Origin of the sequence: Vibrio sp. 1F255, from assembly GCF_041439145.1 — a bacterium.
GTDB classification, from domain to species: Bacteria; Pseudomonadota; Gammaproteobacteria; order Enterobacterales; family Vibrionaceae; genus Vibrio; species Vibrio crassostreae_C.
In genome coordinates, this window is record NZ_JBGONQ010000054.1 from 1 (window position 1) to 16891 (window position 16891).

Sequence of the window (16891 nt, forward strand, 5' to 3'; positions counted from 1 at the left end):
GTGACAAATCGTTGCCAGTTGGTGTGAGACTTTAACTCTTTAAAAAGCAGTTCCACCTGCCATCGACAGCGGTAGATCGCCATGATGTCATCGGCAGTAAAGGTGTCTGAAGGTAAGTTAGTTATCCAAATGCAGAATCGTTTTTCTTCAGCAAACCATCGTCGCACGACTCTAAACTCTTGTTTACCTCGACGGACTTTTAGGTCAAGGACCTGCGAACGGTTGGTACCTCGAGTAATGTCTTTCAGCTTCTTCCCTTCTAGCTTAGGCAGCAGTCGCCCCTTGCCGTTCCTTGCCTCAATAATCATAGGGTTCAGAGACTTAGCACCTCGGACAATATAGAATCCGCCATGCTGTTCAAGCTCTCGAAAGAAGTGGAAATCAGGATACCCTGCGTCAGCTAACAGCAATTTGTTGTTCATCGTTTTGGGCTCAGGTAAAAAATCTCTTTCTGATGCCGTATCAGCGCTGATGTTCATCGCGACTGGAGAAAAGCTTTTCAACGACATTGTCATATGACATTCAACCGCTGCAGGGTTACGTTTAAATCGACTCGGATAAACATCCGCCAGGTCACGATGGATGTGGAAAGAGCTGCCATCTTGAAGCAGTACATCATCAAAGGTGTCGAGCTTATTTGGTAGACCGACATTCTGCTGGCGAGCAAATTGAGCTATTGCTCGCATAACAAGTTGCCGCATGAAATTAGGAAACTCATTTTTCCTCAACTGGTTATGGTAAGGCTTGTATGCCACGGCACCTTCAGGGCTCAAGCACATCCCATTGAATTGTCGCAGTAAATCCGCAATGGAAGTGCAGTTTCCTTTGCTTAACGCGGCCACTAAGCTAATGACTAGCTGCTCGGGTAATATCGCCCGACACCGTTTCATCAGGCCTGTACTTTTCGCCATTTTTTGGAGGGTGTCAGCATTAAAGAATTGCTTAAATTGCTGCTGTAAGGAGATAATCGTCATCGGCTTCACTATTGATGTAGGTAGTTTGTTTGGCGACGATTATCTGATCATAAATTAAGCCTTTTTTCTATCTAAATAAACAAGTTAGCTCTTAAGATCCTGTCTATGAGACTTCTCTAGAACTAAAGAGCTAGGAAGAGTAAATGGTATCGATAGTCAAGCTAACACTCACCTTCGTATTAGAAGTATGTGGCTTTTAAAGCATCCTACCAGTGCTTTTAATAATTTGCCCGAGCAACCGGGTATCTATGCCATTATGAAGAACAGAAAATATGAGTCATTTCCTCAAGAAGACCGTGTTCAGATTGAACAGAACATCAACATCAATATTCGACATGACTTCTTGATCCCTGACCCAGAAGCTGAAGGGGAGTTTATTTCTGTTACATTGATTTCATCAACTTGATACCTTCGTTGGAATTTCTAAATCAATGAATAGTAAATAAATAAAACACTGGCCTTATGTACAGTTAATTGCTATAATGCGCTTACATTTCCAACAAAATACACTACATATGACTAAAAAAATTGTTTCATTTTTCGCCGGCGCTGGCGGTCTTGATCTAGGCTTCGAACAAGCTGGCTTTAATGTCGCTTGGGCAAATGAGTACGATAAAGATATCTGGGCTACTTATGAAAAGAACCATCCTAAGACTAAATTAGTGACTCGTAGTATCACGGATATTGAAGCTGATGAAGTTCCAGAGTGTGATGGCATTATTGGTGGACCTCCATGTCAAAGTTGGAGTGAGGCCGGTTCTCAGCGTGGTATTGAAGATAAACGTGGTCAGTTATTTTTTGATTTCATTCGTATTCTAGAAGCTAAAAAACCTAAGTTCTTTTTAGCTGAAAATGTTAGTGGTATGCAGCATGCTAGACATGCTAATGCTCTAAATAATATTAAAGAAATGTTTAAAGAAGCTGGTTATGATCTTTATTACCAAATGATGAATGCTGTCGATTATGGAGCAGCACAAGATAGAAAGCGTGTGATTTTTATTGGTTTTAGAAGTGATTTGAATATTAACTATTCTTTCCCTGAGCCTATCGAGAAAGAAGATAAAAAGACATTAAAAGATATATTGCTTGATCTTGATGGTAAAGCGGTTCCAGCCCTTGAGAAGCAAAAGCCTAATCCAGGTGTAAAAGTGCTAAATCATGAATACATGATTGGTGGTTTTTCATCTATGTTTATGTCACGTAATCGTGTACGTGTTTGGGATGAACCCTCATTTACGATCCAAGCTGGTGGTAGGCATGCACCTATTCACCCTGGTGCACCGCGAATGCAAAAAGTTGAAACTGACAAATTTAAGTTTGTCGAAGGTTTTGAGGACAAATATCGTCGTTTAAGTGTACGAGAGTGCGCTCGAATTCAAGGGTTTCCTGATGATTTTGAGTTTGTTTACAACAATGTGGCTGCTGGATATAAAATGATTGGCAACGCTGTTGCAGTCCCTTTTGCGAGAGCACTTGCGACTAGTATTTTAGAACACTTAGATAAAGCAAAAGTACAACAGGCAGCATAGTAGACTAGAGAGCCCCCTGTTGATGGGGGCGTAAATACCATTACTTAAAAGAACTATAGGTTGAAGTAATTAACACTATGCTCAATCAGTTTTGTATCAAATTTCTGACTGATTGTTTTTCCTATGGCAAATTTGCTGCTCGCAGTGTGTAATCTCATATCAAATTTAAAACCGTTATCAAACTCTAATTTAACACGATTATAGCTAGTTTTAGTCGCTTTCATTAAAGTGGGGAGTTGTATGTCACTAAACTCCATAACTTTGATTGTATCAGCAGTTACAATCACTTTATCAAAGTTACAATTACCAACTAAGAAGTTGAATGCTGATTGAGCATCGACTCGTTGACCATTTATTGTATCTGCAACTAAATGACACATGTCCTCATAAAAATCATTAATAATACTCTCATCTATCTCTTTAACTTCTTTAAATAAAACTGTATTGAGTACTGATACTCGCTCAAAAAAATCGTTGGAGATTGACTTTATTGCTCCTCTATACGCTTTTTCTTCAATCTTGTTGTCTACGCCTAACTGAGCGAATAAGTTGCCAGGTCTTTGATGTTTTACTGCTTCATGGTTGTGTTTAAGTGAAATGTTATACTCTTGTGTGCCCGAAAGTAATCTAATATCAGTAACATCCCCTGCGACAGCGTCTTGATCCGTTAGCCTACGAATAGTGATTAGCGATTGAGTATCAGCAAACTTGTTTGAGAGAACCCACTGTGCAAAACTTTTACATTGTTTCTCATAATAAGTCTGCATGCTGATATTTAACTGATTGAATAGAGCACTATCTCTTTGTTGATTATCAAGTGTATTACCTACTAGGTTAGTATTCGCATGTAGTGAACCAAATGCTTCGACTAAAGCAAACTCTAGTGCCCTTCCATTTCGATTTGAGATCATTCCAGCCCCACCGTTAATAGTTAAAGAATGACATTCTATCTTTGTTCGCGTGAAAGTATGATGAAAGAATTACTTAACGTGATATTGATCAATTAGTTCTTTAACCTTGACCTTCACTACGTACTCCAATTTGCGTTCGTATAATTGAAGAAGCTTGACTAATGTAGTAAAAACTTGTTTATGCTCAGTGCCATACAAGACGCAACTCTTGTCGTAAACTAGTTTTCGAGATAAACAATGAAATACATCGGAATTGATGGCTGCAAGGCGGGTTGGATCGCTTGGATTGTCTTTGGCAATGAGATACCTGCGTTTAAAGTGGTAAACACCCTCGATGAGCTAGCGAGTGATCTTATCGGTTCAACGGCGCTTATCGATATGCCTATTGGTTTTAGTGATGCACAAACTCCAGATCGCTTGTGTGACAAAGCAGCAAGGCGTTTTCTAACCAGCAAACGTGGTTCTTCGGTGTTTCCGGTTCCGTGTCGTGAGGCGGTTTACCAAACCGATTACATTGCGGCGTGCAGTGCCAATGTGGAGCAGCTTGATAAGAAGTTTTCTAAACAGACTTGGGGAATTGTGCCCAAGATTCGCGAGCTTGATGAGCTCATTGAAACTCATCCCAATCTTTCTATCAGGGAATCACATCCTGAAGTGGTGTTTGCAGCATTGAAAGACGAACCGCTGACGTTTTCAAAACGAACGCAAGAAGGCAAAGAGGAACGGCTTTCTATTATTCAGCAGCTATCCCCTCAATGGTGTGACCGCTTGTCGTTGGCCATTTCAAATACCAAACGTAAAGACGCCGCGATAGACGATATTTACGATGCGTTCGTACTTATGTTAGTTGCCTATTACGCTCCGCAATTATCGACCTTACCTGAACTTTCTGATGTTGGTGGAGAAGCTGACAAGGATCAGAACGGACGAGTTAGAGAGATTGTTTACTGGAACAAAACACGCTAACAAAGCGTGCGCTCAACTTGGCTTAATATGCTATTTTCCAACTTCTGCTACTTTTCACTCTTACTATTTTGAGTTTTTGATATGAAACGTTTTATTGTCGGCTGTCTGGCCACTGTGCTCAGTGCAGTGAGTTATGCCCAAGTCGCTCCTATATCTCAATGGCAATGCGACATGATGAAAAAGAACAATGTCTTGAGTAGTGGTGCGCCCGTTGGTTGTGAGCGACTATCCAAAGTGGATTTCGATTTCATTAGTTTCAAAGGGGAAACGCAACAGGGCAATATGATCGTGCTTGATGTTATTGCGCCTGCTGTTGAACAAATCTTTTCAGAGCTCAAACAGCGCAATTTTCCTCTTCATTCCGCTCGCCTAATGCGTGAATTCAGAGGTGATGATAGCGCCTCAATGGATGCGAACAACAGCAGCGCCTTTAACGCTCGTCCTATTACAGGCGGAGGAGGTTGGTCGAAACATGCCTATGGTGTGGCAATCGACATCAACCCAGTTCAAAACCCTTTCTTAGAGTTTGATAGCAACGGAAGAATCACGGTAAAGCCTTCACAATCTGCGACTCGTTATGTGAACCGTACTCGTTTTCGTGCTCGTGATGAAATTGAACGCCGCGGCATGGCTGAAGATGTGGTGGAGCTGTTTGCCCATCACGGATTTATGATCTGGGGAGGGGATTGGAATAGCCCAATCGATACTCAGCATTTTGAGGTTGGATCAAGAAAGTTCGTTAACCAACTGCTCTCTAAACCACAACCTGAAGCCGAGGTGTTATTTGAGCGCTACGTCAAATCTTATCGACAGTGCTATCTCAAAAATAAAGGTGAGGACGCAGAAAAAGCTCGAGCTATCTGTGCAAAGAAAACAGTCGGGACTTTTTAGTGCTATGTTTATCTAGAACCGTTTGTGTTTTAGCAAGTTAAACTCGCTTCAGGTGTGTTTTGAATAGCTAAGGTCAGCGCTCGTCGTTGGCCTTTTTTGTATTCATTTCTTCAATAGAACACCGAGCATTGAAAAGGTTATTGGGTATCCATTAGTCAATAATCGATAAGCGAATGCAGCGCAAAGTCATCGGTTTGTCATTTAAAAACTCATAGCGTTAACGTTATGTGAGAACCATTGCTGGTGGGGGAAATCTTCGCGCAAACGCCAGTATTATTAGTGAACTGATCACAACGGACCAACTAATGAAAAAGATACCTTTGGCTCTAACTCTTTTAAGCACTCTACTTTTTTCACAATACACTTTGGCTACTGACACTTCACCTACCACTCAAAATCCCACTTACGAACTCGATGGTAAGTCGGTATTAGGTCGCACTGAGAACGTGTACCTATCTAGCGTTCAAGGGCTAAAAGACGTTCCTTTCATTGGTAAAATTGATACCGGTGCGGAAACCACTTCTATGCATGCTGAAGACATTCATGTGAAGAGCTCTAATCCCGATTACCAAAATCTCAAAGACCAAGAGTTGATGGCGGCGTTAACCGAAGACCTGTTGAACAATTCCGATGTTGATTACGATGATTGGGATGGCAGTACCTTTGCGAAATATGAGGCTGTGGTGTCTTTTAAGGTTCAAAACCCGCGGACGGGAGACATGGTATTAATCGAAGCGCCTTTAGAGCGTGTCAGCATGATACGCAGCCGCACCAGCAGCACGCCTTTGCTTCGCCCTACCGTAAAAATGTCGCTCACCATTGCAGACCAAGAGCTAAAAACAGACGTTAACCTGACCGACAGAAGCCACTTCTCTGCGCCTGTGCTGATTGGTAAAACCTTCCTTGCTGATAACGCTTTGGTGTTTGCGGGTTATGACTACTTGCAAGAGCAAGAAAATGCGACGGTTGTTGGCCGTAAAGAGGTGGTGTCTATCTCTGGAATGGCGATGAATGCGACCTTCTCTTTAAAGAACCGCTACAGTATTTTGCATGCTAAAGACATCGACATAGACAAAAAGAACAGTGAAGTGACGTTTGATATGTTCGATAACGACGGCAAACAAAAAGAGATGACATTGCCGTTGGTTCGTATGTTAAGCGTGAGCGGTAAGAAGAGACCTTTAGTCTATGTGCCAGTTCAACTCGATGAAAACACAACTAAAGACGTTCTGGTGTACCTACGTGAGCGCTCGAGTAGTGAGTCGCAGTTGAGATTTGGAACCAGCACAGCCAGTGAGCTCTTCATGATTGATACCAATGCAGAAAATATTCTTTCTGAAGGTTCAGAGAGCTTTAGCGATGTGGCGGAGGCTGGTGAGCCTTTAATTATCTCACCAGAAGAAGACATTACGATTGATAACTTCCCGCTTAAGGCCGTGGCTTCTTTCACTGTCAATACACCTTTGCTGAAGGTCGACAGTTTTGAAATGACAGGTAAAGGCAAAGATGCTTCCGTTGAATTTTATCTTACGGATGTAAATGGTGAGAAGCAGAAGGTGACCAAGCCAATTATTAAGAAGCTTAAAGTCGGGGATGATACTCGCCCTGTTGTAAGTGGTGAGTTTGCGGTGTCTGGAAAAGTGCGTACGCAAGAGTTCGCCATCGACGTGCTCAATACAAATGAGAAAGAAGCGTACTTTATTTTAGGCAAGAAGATGGCAAAAGAGGGCGTTTACGTTAATACGCGTTCTGATTACCTTCTGAAAGCCGAACCACTGTTTAAAGTTGGGCACATCGAAGTCGTTGAAGTGAACGGCATGAAGTTCCCGGCCAAGCTCGACACTGGTGCGGATGTGAGTTCAATGAACGCAGTCAACATCAAACGATTTAAGAAAGATGGCCAAGACATGGTGAGCTTTACCTATCAAAACAACCAAGGCGATAAGCAAGATTTCACCAAGCCAGTGATTGATGTAATGCGCATTAAAGCGAAGAAAGGCGAGAAGGTGAACATTCGCCCTGTGGTAGAAATGAAGGTTAAGCTCGGAGACCTAGAGAAAGAGGTGAGGGTAAACCTTCAAGACCGTTCTCGCTTCGAATACAGCATGATCCTAGGTAAGAACTTCTTGAAGCACGGCGCAGTAGTGAGCAGCGATGAAGATTACTTGTTAGGTGATATGGAGTAACCCCTAAACTTATCTAAGTTCGTAGCAGAACAGATCTAAACAGCCACACATTTCATTAATGGGATGTGTGGCTTTTTGTTGATTGTTAATTGATGATTGTTGCCGTGACAATATTTCAAGTAATCGTTTGTTTTTACTCAAGAGACAGATCGACTAGACTACAATGAAGTGGAATTCACTTTAATTTTTAAAACATCGTATTCGGCAGGCGAGTAAATCGTGCTGTCGGATCGAGAGAGAGAGCATGTCAAAAGCAGAAAAATCTTCGCGTAAGCTTAGTTTAATTATTATTTCGGTTATTTTAGTAGTGTGGCTTTACAGTTTGTGGGCCGACCGCGTCACACCAATGACGGGGATCGCCCGTGTTCACTCTTATATTGTGCGTATTGCTCCTGAAGTTTCTGGCAATATCACGTCTGTGCAAACTGAAAATAATCAGGTCGTTGAAACGAACCAAGTGTTGTTTGAAATTGATGCTCGAAACTATCAGATCAGTTTGCGTTCCGCTGAAGCGAATCTTGCTCAAGTAGGCCAAAATATTGGCGCAAGCACAGCGGCGGTTAACGTTGCACAAGCGAAAGTGACCGAGGCGGTTGCGGCTCGGGATAATTCTCGAGAGCAAGCGAGTCGAGTGAGTGAACTCGCCAGTAAAGGGCTGGTTAGCCGCTCTGAATTAGACAACGCCATAGAGAATCGTGATCGTGCTGAAGCGTCATTGAAAGCCGCAGAAGCCTCTTTGGTTCAGGCAAAACAAGCGTTAGGGCCAGAAGGGAGTGATAATCCACAAGTGTTGGCGGCGATTGCAGCCCTTGAGCAGGCTCAGCTCAACTTACAGAAAACCCAAGTGATGGCTCCTTCTCATGGCGTGGTGAGTAACCTACAACTGACGGTAGGCCAGCGAGCAACCGCAGGCTCACCTGTTTTGACCTTTGTTGATCCGCGAGAGGTGTGGATATCTGCGTTATACAGAGAAAACTCGCTAGAGCATATACAAGTCGGGCAAAGAGTTGAGATCGTATTGGATGCGTTACCGGGGCGAGTGCTATACGGCACGGTTGATAGCATTGGTTGGGGAACGGGTGGCAGCAATAGCACTGACCAAGAGACTGGCTTTTTAAATTCAGACACCAATTCTATTGCCGCGCAGCGCTACCCAGTCAATATTGTGTTTGATCATGGTGAGGTTCCAAGCAACATTCGTTTTGGTTCACAAGCCACAGTGGCTGTCATGACAGAGCAAAGTACCCCAGGTGAGTGGCTTGCTCAGCTTTGGATGAGAATTCTAAGCGTGTGGACTTATGTTTCATAGCTCAGCTAACTCCATTATTCGATTGGTGTTACTGCCGCTTTCGCTATTGTTCTACCATCAACAAAGTGGGCAGATGCTCGCTGTTTTGTCGCCCATATTTGTTGTGATGTTCATGACATTGATGCCATCCAAACCACCGATTAATTTAATATTAAAGGTGATTGTTGCATTAATCTTAATCAGCTTTGGTGTGGTGTTTTTTGGTAGTGTATTGGTCGACTCGCCAACCGGTTTTGTCCTCTATTGCTGGCTATTGCTGTTCTGGAGTTATCAGCGTAGCCATCAGAATACAAAAGATATCATCGCGACACTGACCATTATCGTGGTCATCGTGATGGTGGTGGTCAACAAGCAGATGCATCTCCCAATGGCGGGATTGCCCCTATTGTTCTTTGAAAAGCTGGTGATAGCTTTGATCGTCACTTACTTGGGGTTCTGGTTGTTCCCGGGGGATGAAGTGAATGTCCTTCCGACTGCGGCCGTTTCCGATGCGCCCACTACTGGTGACTATATCATGGTTGCATTTAAAGCGACCGCGGTTGTGGTTGTGCTGGCGATTTTGGTAGGAAATTCGGTGTCACAAACGATGTTGATTGCGATTACGCTTGGCAGTATGTTGAAAAGCCCATCGAATCACGACCACCGTACATTCAGCCGAAACAAGCTTGTCACCACTGGCGTTGGCATTCTGTTTACGTTACCTGTGATGATCATGATGGTGTCAGGCGCTCCAATCTTGGTTATTTATGGCGTGAGTTTGGTGTGTGGTTTGCAACTTGCGTGTTTTGCTATCAGGCGGCAGGCGAATCTGACGATTTATCAGCTCTTGTTTACTAATTTTACGACCTTGGCTTATCAGATCATCAGCCACCCAGGATCTGCGTCCCTCTCGGCACAAATGACACGTCTATTTGCCATTGTTTGTGCAGTCATGGTTGGCGCAGTGGTACTGGGCTTTCTCAGCAGTAATACTAATCATAGTCATACCGATCACAGTAAGTGATTAATATTTATAAGTAATAATAAGGGGATAGCTCTGCCGAGTTATCCCCTTTTCACAATATGGGTTAACGACTCAAATGCCATCAGTAAAGAGCCATTTGATGAAGTGACGTGTTACTTCAATAGTCTGACTAACAAAGCGCCCGGTTCACGCATCGGATCTTGATTGACACTGAGTACATAGCCATCAGCAGGGGCGTAATAACGTTGTTTTTCAGAACCAAAACTATCATATTGAATTGAAATCAATTGTTTTGATTGTACTGATTCACTGACCTTAACTTGAGGGAGAGCGAAACCACCGACATTGGCTCTAATGGTCACCGTTTCTTTGCCTTCAAAGCAGGCATAGTGAGGCTGATCTATCTTTGTAGAGATGATATTTTCCGAGTGCAGGATATTCATCACGCCATTCACTGAACGCTCAATGAGGTCGGGTTGTAAAACCTTTCCAGAACCAACCTCGACGGTGATAGCGGGCGTACCACTTTTATTGAGCTGCGTTTCTAAAACGCCATCATCACCTGGATCATCAAAAATACAGTCAGGATTGATCAATCGAGCCATTTTGATTGCTGCGGGGATTCGATAATCGGCAAAGACATACAAAGGATACTCTGCTCCGCGAGTTTGGGTATGCAGATCGATAGCAAGATCCGCATTATGGCTGAGTAGGTTCTGCCAAATTGAATGTGTAAAACGTTGTGAGGCATCACCGTTCGGGTTTCCAGGGAATATACGGTTAAGGTTTGCTGGGGATGCATCCGGATCCGATGAAATAAAATCTCGGCTGTGCATCAACATACCTGACACATTAATCATCGGAATAATGATGACTGTGCCGTGTATCTCCTCGTTTACGAGCTTTTGAATGACCTTCTGTGCGGTAATAACTCCATTTAATTCATCACCATGAACGCCTGCCGTTACCATTATTTTGCGAGCATTTTGACTTTGCTCACCGCGATAGACGACCACAGGTAAATGATGATTTTGACCAACACCGTTAGTTTGTGCCTCAAACCAGAAACGATGGCATCCCATCGGTAAGTCATCAACATTGAGTTGAGATATTACAGGGTGTCCATTTAGAACATCATTGGTATAAGTAGTTTTTCTCACACTAGTTTCCTTTGTCTCTGGTTCACAATCTATTCTGAGTCTGTGTTGGATGATTGTTATTGAAAGCTGTGATTAAAAATGGGCAGTAAACTGCCCATTGAGATACACGTAAATATTGAAAGGCGCTGTTATGCAAAACCCAGCAGGTGAGCCGCAACAATAATAACGCTCGACAAGCAGAATAGCAGCACGATAAAGCGCCAGCAGAATTTTGCCCAATCACCCCAGTCAATGCGGCATACACCTAGTGTTGCCATCAAAGAAGCTGATGTTGGGACGATGATATTGGTAAAGCCATCACCTAGCTGGAATGCTAAAACCGCGACTTGACGAGTCACACCTGCTAAATCGGCGAGTGGCGCCATTAATGGCATCGTTAGAGCTGCCTGCCCTGATCCTGACGTTACAAAGAAGTTGAAAATAGCTTGGAAGGCGAACATCAGCCAAGCAGCCATCGCTTCTGGCAATGCACTAATCACACCGCCCGCACTGCTTAAGATTGAATTCAGTACGCTTGGCTCGGTTGCATCGCTGCCGCCGCCTAAAATCAGCAAGATACCTTTAGCACTACCCACAAGAATAGCGGGCGCTAGCATCACACTTGCGCCTTCCTTAAATGAATCGGCCATGTCGTTGATGGTCATATCATTTAATCGGAAAATAACACCGATTAAGCCAGCAACAAATCCCATAGTGAAAAACTGAGAGGCAATTTCAGGAATGTACCATGCGTGAACCACTACACCCCAAATAACCCAGGTCATGCTCGCTATCACGGTGAGAATCACCAACGTATCGCCGATATTCCAACGTGATTGAGTCAAGTCTCCTTGTTGCTTCTTGAAGTAAACATCACCAGCTTTACTGTAAGATTTCGAAGGGTCTTTCTTTACCGAATTCGCATACCACATCGTAAAAGCGATGCCGAGCGCGGTGAAGAAAACCCATAGAGCGATACGCACCGATGCCCCAGATAAGACAGGTACACCAGCAATGCCTTGGGCAACAGCAACAGAAAATGGGTTCATCCAAGAAGCAGCAAAACCAATCTGAGTCGCTACGTACGTCACCATTACCGTAGTAATACCATCATAGCCAATACGTACCATTAGCGGCACGATAATAATGGCAAAGGCGACGGCTTCTTCACCCATACCAAATACAGCCCCACCGAGCGAGAACAGTGCAAATAATACTGGAATGAAAAGAGATTGACTGCCCTTGGTTTTGTCTATGAGACGCAAGATACCGTTATCAATAGTACCTGTGCGCATCACAATGCCGAAAGCACCGCCAATCACAAGCATAAACATGATAACGCCGATTGCTGAACCCCACTTAGATCCAGACACTAAACCTTCAAATACGAAGTTCATTAAGCCGATATCACCACCGCTGGCGAATAGTCCGACAGTATTGTAAATCGGGTTGCCTTGGGGGTCGGTGTGATAGGCAAATGAAGCTGGATCTAGAACGGTACGAGTTTTCTCTGCACCATCAGAAACATAGCTGATGTCTTGTGTTTCAAACATGCCTGCAGGTATGACATATGTCATTGCAGTCGCAAGCAACGCGATAAAGAAAATTAGCACCAGAGTATCTGGCATTTTCCATGTCTTATTTTGGATGGTATCCGATGTTGTGGTTGTCGTGCTCATTGTCAGTTTTTAGCTATAATTAAGATTGGCATAAAATATCACTAATTAAGCATATAATGTCAATTTTAAGTTGGTTTTTGGCTTGTTTGGTGGTGTTATGTTCTTGTTTTTGCGTGGCATGATGGTTTTTATTTTTAACTTGTTATTGCCTGGTTTTATTTAGAGGTAAAAAGTCCTAGCTCAGGTGCTTTTTAAGCAGTGCGGTAAGTTTCATAGAGCGACTCTGGATATATAAAAAACTATACCTTATGAGACTGTATCTAAGGTTGTCTCAAAAGCATTGACTTAGAGTTTTGATACATGCAATCCTGTAAGTGTTAAGAGGTTTTGAGACACTAGGAGTAAGCATGGCGAACGTAGGTTACATTCGAGTTAGTACAGCAGAGCAGTCCACCAGCAGACAGTTAGCAGATGTGAAACTGGATAAGGTGTTCGAGGAAAAGGTATCAGCTAAGACAGTAGACAGACCACAGCTACAGGCGTGCTTGGATTATGTCAGGGATGGTGATGTGCTGCATGTTCACAGCCTAGACCGTATCTGTCGTAGCGGTGCAGGTGATGCTGTAGGGCTGGTGGAGCAGATGAACCAGAAAGGTGTATCGGTACAGTTCCACAAGGAAGGAATGAGATTCGATGGTGTAATGAGTGCAGCGCAGAAAGGTGTACTAGGGATACTGGCAGCAGTGGCACAGATGGAAAGGGAATTGATTAAAGAGCGTCAGGCTGAGGGGATAGCAGCAGCGAAGGCAGCTGGTAAACACATTGGTAGACCAAAGGCACAGGTTACTAGAGAGGACGTGCAGAAGCTATTGAATAACGGTGTACCTAAAGCTCAGGCAGCTAAAGAATTAGGGATAGGTCGTGCGACACTGTATCGGCTCCTTGACGCTAGAGAGTATTAAGCTGGTTTAAACTCTCTTCTCACGCTCTTGAGGTACATGAGTTCCGCTGGAGTGGAGTCGGATGATTGGCGTATTAGTTTTGGTGCAATTCCTATTGCTGCACCAGCTAAGCCAGCTTTTAACGGGTCAAAACCAAATTGCGATGCTGTACCTAGTGCAGCAAGAGTTAAGCCTAGGATACCAGTTGTATCTGAAATCACAGAGCGAAGGCTATCGACACTAATGTCTATTTTGGACTGTTCTAAGGTGCGATTGACATCTCTAATGGAAGCTTCCAGCTTAATCATTGCGGTATTTTTTGCTCTAGGTATGTCACCAGCAGTTAGCACTGACTGGTAGAGTTCATCTAGGTAACTACGGAACGCGAGCAGTTCATCATGATGCTTGTACTTAAATTCAAGTATAGAATCGAAGTGTGTGCTAACAGTAGGGACGGGTAGTAAACCGTGAAGCTCCAGTTCAATACTCTCTTTATCTACAGGAGTTGTGGTGAGAATGCTATCCGAGATTTGAGCCTTAGACCATAAGCCTGGATGTGCTTCATTGAGCTGTTTAAAAATTGCTTCATGTGAAGCAAGGATTTCATCTCCAGCCTTTTTGCTTAGGGTTACATCAGTGCAATCAACAATCTCAGCAGTCATAAAGTTAGATACGTTAATCACACTGCTTTGTTCCATGCGCATTCCAAGCGAGCGAGGTTTTTCTCCATGTCGAGTTCGTTGTAACGCACCAGCTTTTTCTAGTTCTTGGAACTGCCAGCAATCAAACTCTATCGAGGAGCATTTAGGAACTTCAATCTTATCCCAATAAAGTAGGTACTTACGTAACTCAAAATCATCAGTAGCAGAACGAAATAAAGCCCCACCTGTTTCTGGATACTCAAATTGAGGAGATAGAACAATACCTCTTTCCATTGATAATCGCCTTACACTCAGATAGTTAGGTTATTATGATAATGCAAGGTGTTGAATAGGGGAAAGGAAGAGAATAGACTTTATGAAGTGTGGCACTTTACTGTGGCACCCATACAAAAACAGCGCTATCCCAAAAGGCGCTAACCTATTGAAATAACGCTGTTTCCAAACGTTTGGTGAACTGGCGTAAGTTGAATTGGTTTTCTAAGTTATTGCTTTTAATGAATTTAAATTAATTAGATTTTCCAATGGAATATCTTTTGGAATACAATAGCTTATGGTTGTTAGTGGACATTGATGGACTATGTCGTATTCAACGGTGAAGCTTATCGTATTCCTCGCTTACCAGTCGTTCTATTGCATTGCAGATTTTTCCATCTTTAAGGTCAACGATCTTGTCGAGTTTGTCTTTTGTATCAGGGGATAAGCTAATGCTGTATGCTCGTTTACCATTTTCTTTCGAACGATACTTCTTTTGGGTCCATGCTTTTCGCATTTTAAGTAACAGCAGTTCTTTATCTCGCTTATTATCGATCAGATCAAATATCGCTAATGAAAAAAAATAATAATCTAAATCATCGGTTGGGATAAAGATGTTTGATATTTCACTGATGAATTGATTCTTTTTTAAACTTTCAATTGCCCATTCACATTGTTCTTTATCTTGTATATTTAAATAATCCTCTAATCCATAAGGAGAAACAAAGCGCTTCCAGTGCTCTTGAAGGTTGAGAGTAATTCTTTCAACTGTCTTGATATCATCTAGGTCTTCTAATATTTCAATTATTCCATTTAGCTTTGACTTAATGCTGTGAAGTTTACTGAAGTGATGGGGGATGAATAATCTATTAATATCATCTTCATCTAATATCGTTTCAATGTAGCTAGTGTTATTAATAAATAGATTGAACAATCCCCATAGCCAGTTTACCTCTCTACATTTTTCCTCTGATATCCAAAACCATTCTTTATTGTCTATTCTTCTTTGATTAAATCCTATTTTTAGTTCTGATGCGGCCTTTTTTAACTCTGAATTTTTGTATTGTTTTACTAATGCTCGGTTAATATGCTCATTTTTACGATCGAGGGAGTACTCAATTGCATTCTGGTTAATTCTTAAATAATTAATTTAATAGTCAGCTTCTCGATCATCAGTTGCTATTAAGTACTTTAGGTTACCACTTGAAATATTGTTATCTGCAATAAATCCACTCATTTTACGTCTCCCTGTCACTTTATTAATTACCCTGAATTACCATGGTATCTACATGTAGATATCATGAGTATTCTATCGCGATTTTGAAGCATGTTTCTGTAGTGCTTATCGCATATTTCAGAGAGATTTGTAGGTATGCCAATACAGCTTTAACCCCCATGGTTACATCGGTCCTAACCTTAATTATGGTGTCTTTATGGCTTTAGCTTTCAGGCTACCCATAATGTGTCTGTGAAAGTGACAGTTTCACGTCGAAGTATGATTGCTTTTCTACATTAGGAGGGTTGATGTTAGGAATTTTGACAGAAATAAATGCAGAGTGGTTTTTTCTTGGAAAGGCTAGTACTGGCGTGATGGTGTAACGACTTTGATAGTCGGTAATGTTTAATATATATAGGTATTAAACATAGTAACAACGAATATAACTCGGATAGTCAAATCTGTAAAAAATGATATGAGCAGTATTCCTTATGTGTAATAGCATAGAGGAAACGAGTGATGAACTGTAAGGTTAAGCTACCAAAGGTAATTGAAAAAGATTCATTTAATGATGTTAAAATTAGTGATAGGCCATATGAGTTTGTCGAGTCATACTTGAATTCAATATATGATTTGATACTAGATTCGCTTAATGATTTTAGCCGCGTCACTGCTTTTAGATTTGATCTTAGATTTCCTAAAGATTACAAGGTTGAAAGTGATGTTAATTACATGCGCTTATTTTGGAGTTCTGTTAAGTCAAAAATTGAAGCTGAAATTAAGAGGAGGAATAATAGTGTTAGTAGAGAAAAGCCTAGATATGCATGGTGTAAGGAAATTAAAAATGCTAAAAATCACCACTATCATCTATTGTTGTTAGTGAATAAAAACAACTTTAGAAGTATCGGTGATTATACCCGAAAAAAGCCATTTAATGGTGGTTGTAAGCATATCTATCAAATGCTCGTTGAGGCTTGGTCTAGTGCTTTGAAAATAGATATAAAAGATGCTCATAATTTGGTGTTTATTCCTGATAACTGTACATACCACATTCATCGCGGGAAAAGTGAGAGTGACTTGAATAATGCATTATGTAATGAAGGGTTCAATGAGTTATTTCGTCGAGTGTCATACCTGGCAAAGCTTAAATCAAAAAAGTACGGAGATGGGCAGCGTTCCTTTGGTTCTAGTCGTCGAAGTTAGTCGCAAATTTAAAGTGAAAGAGAAGGAGCGATAAGCTCCTCCTCCCATTTATCGCCTGTTACATAGATCCCAGGCCCAGGGCAAGATTACGAAGCCCCTTGCCCTGCAAGGACTTGCGAAAGGTAAGCG

Annotated in this window: 14 protein-coding genes and 1 pseudogene; 9 read left to right on the forward strand and 6 right to left on the reverse strand. The window is 42.1% G+C overall.

The features are described 5' to 3' along the window. Window positions 1–974, reverse strand: a 974-nt coding sequence (locus ACED41_RS20630; protein ID WP_371725585.1) for an IS4 family transposase, incomplete at its 3' end; no start/stop codon positions are given. 121 nt (window positions 975–1095) lie between these two features. On the opposite strand from ACED41_RS20630, the pseudogene ACED41_RS20635 reads away from it, so the two are divergent. Next, window positions 1096–1380: pseudogene (locus ACED41_RS20635) on the forward strand (NgoPII family restriction endonuclease); the annotation flags it as partial. Window positions 1381–1489: 109 nt separating this feature from the next. Then, window positions 1490–2503, forward strand: a complete 1014-nt coding sequence (locus tag ACED41_RS20640; protein WP_239937933.1) for a DNA cytosine methyltransferase — start codon at window positions 1490–1492, stop codon at window positions 2501–2503. Window positions 2504–2556: 53 nt separating this feature from the next. Here the strand turns inward: ACED41_RS20640 and ACED41_RS20645 are convergent, their stop codons facing one another. Further along, window positions 2557–3414: a HaeIII family restriction endonuclease gene (locus tag ACED41_RS20645; RefSeq protein WP_371725586.1), complete on the reverse strand. Its 858-nt coding sequence runs from the start codon at window positions 3412–3414 to the stop codon at window positions 2557–2559. 237 nt (window positions 3415–3651) lie between these two features. On the opposite strand from ACED41_RS20645, the gene ACED41_RS20650 reads away from it, so the two are divergent. From ACED41_RS20650 to ACED41_RS20670, 5 genes are all read left to right on the forward strand, one after another. After that, window positions 3652–4380, forward strand: coding sequence for a DUF429 domain-containing protein (locus ACED41_RS20650; RefSeq protein WP_371725587.1), 729 nt, complete (start codon window positions 3652–3654; stop codon window positions 4378–4380). Window positions 4381–4461: 81 nt separating this feature from the next. Continuing rightward, window positions 4462–5271, forward strand: a complete 810-nt coding sequence (locus tag ACED41_RS20655) for a M15 family metallopeptidase (protein WP_029235636.1) — start codon at window positions 4462–4464, stop codon at window positions 5269–5271. Window positions 5272–5576: 305 nt separating this feature from the next. After that, the gene (locus tag ACED41_RS20660; RefSeq protein ID WP_371725588.1) at window positions 5577–7457 is read left to right on the forward strand and encodes an ATP-dependent zinc protease; all 1881 of its coding nucleotides are present in this window, start codon (window positions 5577–5579) and stop codon (window positions 7455–7457) included. Window positions 7458–7701: 244 nt separating this feature from the next. Continuing rightward, the gene (locus ACED41_RS20665; protein WP_017059741.1) at window positions 7702–8766 is read left to right on the forward strand and encodes an HlyD family secretion protein; all 1065 of its coding nucleotides are present in this window, start codon (window positions 7702–7704) and stop codon (window positions 8764–8766) included. After that, entirely contained in the window at window positions 8756–9769 is a 1014-nt protein-coding gene (locus ACED41_RS20670) for a DUF2955 domain-containing protein (RefSeq protein ID WP_017059742.1), read from the forward strand. The genes ACED41_RS20665 and ACED41_RS20670 overlap by 11 nt, the downstream gene beginning before the upstream one ends. 113 nt (window positions 9770–9882) lie before the next feature. Here the strand turns inward: ACED41_RS20670 and ACED41_RS20675 are convergent, their stop codons facing one another. Both ACED41_RS20675 and yfcC read right to left on the reverse strand, forming a co-directional pair. Next, window positions 9883–10890 carry a succinylglutamate desuccinylase/aspartoacylase family protein gene (locus ACED41_RS20675; RefSeq protein ID WP_017059743.1) on the reverse strand — a complete coding sequence of 336 codons (1008 nt, stop codon included), beginning with the start codon at window positions 10888–10890 and terminating at the stop codon, window positions 9883–9885. A 128-nt stretch (window positions 10891–11018) separates the two neighbouring features. Next, on the reverse strand, window positions 11019–12497 hold the full coding sequence (gene yfcC / locus ACED41_RS20680; RefSeq protein WP_017071864.1) for a putative basic amino acid antiporter YfcC: 1479 nt from the start codon (window positions 12495–12497) through the stop codon (window positions 11019–11021). 398 nt (window positions 12498–12895) lie between these two features. Between yfcC and ACED41_RS20685 the strand changes: the two genes are divergently transcribed. Continuing rightward, entirely contained in the window at window positions 12896–13450 is a 555-nt protein-coding gene (locus ACED41_RS20685; RefSeq protein WP_371725589.1) for a recombinase family protein, read from the forward strand. Here the strand turns inward: ACED41_RS20685 and ACED41_RS20690 are convergent. Both ACED41_RS20690 and ACED41_RS20695 read right to left on the reverse strand, forming a co-directional pair. Continuing rightward, entirely contained in the window at window positions 13447–14364 is a 918-nt protein-coding gene (locus ACED41_RS20690; protein WP_102393636.1) for a DUF6236 family protein, read from the reverse strand. The two genes, ACED41_RS20685 and ACED41_RS20690, sit on opposite strands and share 4 nt — an antisense overlap. Window positions 14365–14677: 313 nt before the next feature. Then, entirely contained in the window at window positions 14678–15277 is a 600-nt protein-coding gene (locus ACED41_RS20695) for a hypothetical protein (RefSeq protein WP_371725590.1), read from the reverse strand. 801 nt (window positions 15278–16078) lie between these two features. Here ACED41_RS20695 and ACED41_RS20700 point away from each other — a divergent pair. Next, complete coding sequence (locus ACED41_RS20700; protein WP_371725591.1) at window positions 16079–16762, forward strand: inovirus Gp2 family protein; 684 nt, start codon at window positions 16079–16081, stop codon at window positions 16760–16762. Window positions 16763–16891: the final 129 nt, after the last annotated feature.

Coding starts and splice junctions, on each gene's coding strand:
- ACED41_RS20670 (WP_017059742.1), top strand. CDS start 8,756: ATGTTTCATAGCTCAGCTAACTCCATTATTCGATTGGTGTTACTGCCG.
- ACED41_RS20690 (WP_102393636.1), bottom strand. CDS start 14,364: ATGGAAAGAGGTATTGTTCTATCTCCTCAATTTGAGTATCCAGAAACA.
- ACED41_RS20660 (WP_371725588.1), top strand. CDS start 5,577: ATGAAAAAGATACCTTTGGCTCTAACTCTTTTAAGCACTCTACTTTTT.
- ACED41_RS20700 (WP_371725591.1), top strand. CDS start 16,079: ATGAACTGTAAGGTTAAGCTACCAAAGGTAATTGAAAAAGATTCATTT.
- ACED41_RS20665 (WP_017059741.1), top strand. CDS start 7,702: ATGTCAAAAGCAGAAAAATCTTCGCGTAAGCTTAGTTTAATTATTATT.
- ACED41_RS20640 (WP_239937933.1), top strand. CDS start 1,490: ATGACTAAAAAAATTGTTTCATTTTTCGCCGGCGCTGGCGGTCTTGAT.
- ACED41_RS20650 (WP_371725587.1), top strand. CDS start 3,652: ATGAAATACATCGGAATTGATGGCTGCAAGGCGGGTTGGATCGCTTGG.
- ACED41_RS20655 (WP_029235636.1), top strand. CDS start 4,462: ATGAAACGTTTTATTGTCGGCTGTCTGGCCACTGTGCTCAGTGCAGTG.
- ACED41_RS20685 (WP_371725589.1), top strand. CDS start 12,896: ATGGCGAACGTAGGTTACATTCGAGTTAGTACAGCAGAGCAGTCCACC.
- ACED41_RS20645 (WP_371725586.1), bottom strand. CDS start 3,414: ATGATCTCAAATCGAAATGGAAGGGCACTAGAGTTTGCTTTAGTCGAA.
- yfcC (WP_017071864.1), bottom strand. CDS start 12,497: ATGCCAGATACTCTGGTGCTAATTTTCTTTATCGCGTTGCTTGCGACT.